Genomic DNA, 524 nt, shown 5'->3' on the forward strand with positions numbered 1-524 from the left:
AGGCCAGCGAATCATTGCCTATAGCAATACCTCTATTCCCCTTTGCATTTGCTTGATAACCCATGGCTATACTATTTTTTGTTGTAGCCTTTGTAAAGGGACCTATAGCAATAGCACTGCTAGCCGATACCAATGAATTAACACCAATAGCGATCCCCTGTTTTTCCTTAGCTTCAGCTGATAAACCTATAGCAATTGCTCTTTCAGCTGTTGCCAACGCTCCAACACAACCAGTTTTACCGCCTATATTTTTACAATCTGGGTCATCTCTACCTATTGCAATACTTGAATAAGTAGTTGCCTTTGCAGTATCGCCCAACATAATACCTTTATCAGCTTTCGTGTCTCGCTGCAGTTCACTAACAGGAATAAGTTGTCTTGTTGTCAAAGTATTTATTGTGGAATTATTATCACTGTTACTAGAAAGAGTATTGACCAGAAAATTTACGTAGTCACTGGTAGCATCCACCTTAGGTGTTGTCGCAACATTCAACGCTGTTATATAATTTTCCTTTGATGCATTA

At 39.1% G+C, this 524-nt stretch carries 1 pseudogene; it reads right to left on the minus strand.

Annotated features, from left to right (window positions below):
• A pseudogene (locus tag ACFIKJ_RS09740) lies at positions 1 to 469 on the minus strand (hypothetical protein); the annotation flags it as partial.
• Positions 470 to 524 lie beyond the last annotated feature (55 nt).

The sequence above is a fragment of the Bartonella sp. PS7NMGDW genome (assembly GCF_042193585.1).
GTDB classification, from domain to species: Bacteria; Pseudomonadota; Alphaproteobacteria; order Rhizobiales; family Rhizobiaceae; genus Bartonella; species Bartonella grahamii.